This window comes from Micromonospora sp. NPDC004336, from assembly GCF_053602615.1.
The window spans coordinates 1-2,937 of record NZ_JBSGDY010000317.1 but is presented as its reverse complement, the minus strand read 5'-3'; the positions used below and the strand labels follow the sequence as shown (position 1 = coordinate 2,937).

Below are 2,937 nucleotides of genomic sequence, written 5' to 3'. Positions count from 1 at the left end.
GCGACGGTGGCGGCCCCGGCTGCGTTCTCGGGTCGGGCCTCAGCGACGGACCGGCGTCTCCTTGGCGACGGCGTCCACGCCCACCTGGTCGAAGGCGGGAGCGCCGTCGACGGCGTCGGCGGCGACGGCCGCCGAGGTGGCGGCGTCCGGCAGGTCGAGGCTGGTGCGGAGGGTGACCGGCTTGAGCAGGGCCGCGGCGACGATGCCGACGACGGCGATGGCCGCCGAGATGACGAAGATGTGGCCGGTGGCGTCGCCGTACGCGGCCCGGACGATCTGCTGGACCACGGCCGGCATGGCGTCGACGTTGAGGCTGCCGCCGGCGTCGCCGGAGGTGGGGATGCCCGCGGCGGCGAGGTCGGTGGTGATCTGGTCGGTGACCCGGCGGGCGAGGACCGCGCCGAGCACCGACACCCCGATGGTGCCGCCGAGGGAGCGGAAGAACGCGACGGTGGAGCTGGCCGCGCCGATGTCCTTGAGGGAGACGGTGTTCTGCACGGCGAGGACGAGGTTCTGCATGGTCATGCCGACCCCGACGCCGACGATGAACATGGCCGCGCCGACCAGCACCAGCGACGTCTGGTGGTCGATGGTGCCGAGCAGGGCGAATCCGACGACGAGCACGACCGCCCCGACGAGGATGTAGGGCTTGATCTTCCCCGACTTCGTGATCATCCGGCCGGCCACGATCGAGGAGCCGAGGACGCCGGCCATCATCGGGATGGTGAGCAGCCCGGCCTCCGTCGGGCTGTAGCCCCGGCCGATCTGGAAGTACTGGCCGAGGAAGACGGCGCCGCCGAACATGGCCATGCCGACCGCCAGGCTGCCGAGGATGGCCAGGGCCGTGGTGCGCTGGCGGACCAGGTCGATCGGGACCACCGGCTCGGCGGCCCGCGACTCCACCAGGACGGCCAGGGCCAGCAGGACGACCGAGCCGCCCACCATGGCCGCGCTCTGCCAGGAGATCCAGGCGAACGAGTCGTCGACGAAGGAGATCCAGATGAGCAGCACGCTGACGCCGGCGGCGATCAGGGTCGCGCCCAGGTAGTCGATCTTCACGTTGTCGCGGCGGACCGTCGGCAGGCGCAGGGTGACCTGGAGGAGGATCAGCGCGAGGACGGCGACGGGGACCCCGACGAAGAAGCACCAGCGCCAGCCGAGCCAGGACGTGTCGACGATGAGCCCGCCCAGCAACGGGCCGCCGACCGTCGCCACGGCCATGACGCCGCCGAGGTAGCCGTTGTAGCGGCCGCGCTCGCGCGGCGGGATCATCGCGGCGATGGCGACCTGGACGAGCGCCTGGAGGCCACCGACGCCGATGCCCTGGAACGCGCGGGCGGCGATGAGCTGGCCGGCGGTCTGGGCGAGGCCGGCGACCACCGAGCCCACCAGGAAGACGACGATCGCGACCTGTACCAGCAGCTTCTTGTTGAACAGGTCGGCGAGCTTGCCCCAGATCGGGGTGGTCGCCGTGGCGGTGAGCAGGGTGGCGGTGACCACCCAGGTGTACTGGGTCTGCGACCCGTCGAGGGCGCCGATGATCTTCGGCAGCGCCGTCGAGACGACGGTGCCGCTGAGCATGGCGACGAAGAGCACCAGCAGCAGGCCGCTGAGCGCCTCCAGCGTCTGCCGATGGGTCATCGGCGTGTCGCCGGTCGTCGTGGTGGGTGCGCTCATCGCGCGGCCTCCAGGTTGTCGTGGTGTCCGAGGGCGGTCTCGATGTCGCGGGTGAACCTGCCGAGCGCCCCGCTCAGCGCCGCGATCTCGTCGGGCGTCCAGTCGGCGAGCGCCCGGTCGAGCACCCCGCCGTACCAGTCGAAGGCCTCGCTCAGGGCGGTGCGGCCGTCCGGGGTGAGGGCGAGGACCCTGGCCCGCATGTCGGTGGGATCGGTGCCCCGCTCCACCAGGCCGAGCCCGACGAGCGTGCCGACGGCGCGGCTGACGGTCGACGGGTCCAGGCCGGTGCGGGCGGCGAGCTCCCGCGCGTGGCAGCCGGGGGGAAGCTGGTCGATCTGCATGAGCATGCCGACCAGGCCGAGCGGCACGAGGGGCCGGGCGTCGGCCCGGCGACGCCGGATCAGCCGTACGGTCCGGACCAGTTCGTGCAGCCTGGTGCCGAGTTGACGAGCGCTGCCGTCCACCGTTCCCCCCACGTCGCAGATGGTTGCCGCATACAAGCATCTGCGGATCTTGCCCAATGAGCAAGTTTGCGCGATGAGAAACGAATCACGTCGCCACTAGGCTGTCGGCATGGACGAGTCCCCCGGGCTACGGGAGCGGAAGAAGGCGGCCACCCGCCTCGCCCTGCACGAGGCCGCCCTGCGCCTGGCCACCGAGAACGGGCTCGACCGGGTCACCGTCGAGGCGATCGCCGACGCCGCCAACGTCTCCCGCAGGACGTTCTCCAACTACTTCTCCAGCAAGGAGGAGGCGATCTTCCACGGCGACGCCGTGCGGCTGCGCCGGCTGCTGGAACTGGTCCGCCGGCAGCCGCCCGACGCGCCGCCGTGGCACGTGCTGGGCCGGGCCGCCGAGCGCCTCGCCGAGGAGGCGTACGGCGACGCCCCGCCCCCCTGGCTGGTCCGCCGCCGCCAACTTCGGGGCCACCCGGCGCTCGTCGCCCACCAGATCGCCGCGTACACCACCATCGAGCGGGACCTGGCCGACGAGCTGGCCCCCCGCCTGGACGGCCCCGACCCGGCGCTGCGCTCGCGGGTGCTGGCGGCGGCCTTCCTGGCGAGCCTCCGGGTCGCCGTGCAGCACTGGACCGACCACCCCGACGGGCCGCTGCGCGACGTCATCCGGGCCGCCCTCGCGCAGGCGTCCGCACCGACCGGCCGGGCCGCCACTCCCCCTCCGCACGCCGGCTGAGCCACCGCCCCGGCACGCGCCGCCCGGCGGCACCGGGCGACGGTCAGGTCTCCGGTTCGCCGACCG

Annotated in this window: 3 protein-coding genes; 1 reads left to right on the top strand and 2 read right to left on the bottom strand. The window is 73.1% G+C overall.

Features of this window, described 5'->3' with window-relative positions; all coding sequences use genetic code 11:
- Positions 1–39: 39 nt before the first annotated feature.
- Both ACWENR_RS30280 and ACWENR_RS30275 read right to left on the bottom strand, forming a co-directional pair.
- The gene (locus tag ACWENR_RS30280; protein WP_452280358.1) at positions 40–1,677 is read right to left on the bottom strand and encodes an MFS transporter; all 1,638 of its coding nucleotides are present in this window, start codon (positions 1,675–1,677) and stop codon (positions 40–42) included.
- The gene (locus tag ACWENR_RS30275; protein WP_452280357.1) at positions 1,674–2,153 is read right to left on the bottom strand and encodes a MarR family winged helix-turn-helix transcriptional regulator; all 480 of its coding nucleotides are present in this window, start codon (positions 2,151–2,153) and stop codon (positions 1,674–1,676) included. Before ACWENR_RS30275 ends, ACWENR_RS30280 begins: the two co-directional genes overlap by 4 nt.
- 97 nt (positions 2,154–2,250) lie before the next feature.
- Here ACWENR_RS30275 and ACWENR_RS30270 point away from each other — a divergent pair, with 97 nt between their 5' ends.
- Positions 2,251–2,871, top strand: coding sequence for a TetR/AcrR family transcriptional regulator (locus tag ACWENR_RS30270; protein ID WP_452280356.1), 621 nt, complete (start codon positions 2,251–2,253; stop codon positions 2,869–2,871).
- The last annotated feature ends 66 nt before the right edge of the window (positions 2,872–2,937 follow it).

What these genes read in the sequence shown, in the direction of transcription:
- ACWENR_RS30280 (WP_452280358.1), bottom strand. Translation starts at nt 1,677, where the DNA reads ATGAGCGCACCCACCACGACGACCGGCGACACGCCGATGACCCATCGG.
- ACWENR_RS30270 (WP_452280356.1), top strand. Translation starts at nt 2,251, where the DNA reads ATGGACGAGTCCCCCGGGCTACGGGAGCGGAAGAAGGCGGCCACCCGC.